1 protein-coding gene is annotated in these 264 nt (G+C 38.3%); it reads left to right on the top strand.

The window, feature by feature from the left end:
- Positions 1 to 264 (top strand): hypothetical protein (locus KVT28_RS25340; RefSeq protein WP_217550946.1); only part of this gene is annotated, 264 nt, incomplete at both ends.

Genomic DNA, 264 nt, shown 5'->3' with positions numbered 1-264 from the left:
AAGAATGATTTTCATATTTATCAGGAAGTTGTTGGAACGCATGTAACGGTGGGGCTGAAAGTTAGGATTGATTACGTTATTTACCCTAAAGCTCATCTCCTTAATCATGGGGTTGAACCTGCGCCGTTCGGGATTGAAGTGAAATATTTGAATCAAGAAAAAGATTTCGCACATAAAGCCAGACGAGGCATCTGGCAGTCCATTTCATATAACGATTGTGAGTTCTCAATTAATAACAAAAAATTCAGGGTAAAGTTTTGCCTG

The organism is Pantoea sp. GbtcB22, from assembly GCF_019091025.1.
In the GTDB taxonomy this organism is placed as follows: Bacteria; Pseudomonadota; Gammaproteobacteria; order Enterobacterales; family Enterobacteriaceae; genus Pantoea; species Pantoea leporis.
This window is presented reverse-complemented; position numbering and strand designations above follow the sequence as displayed.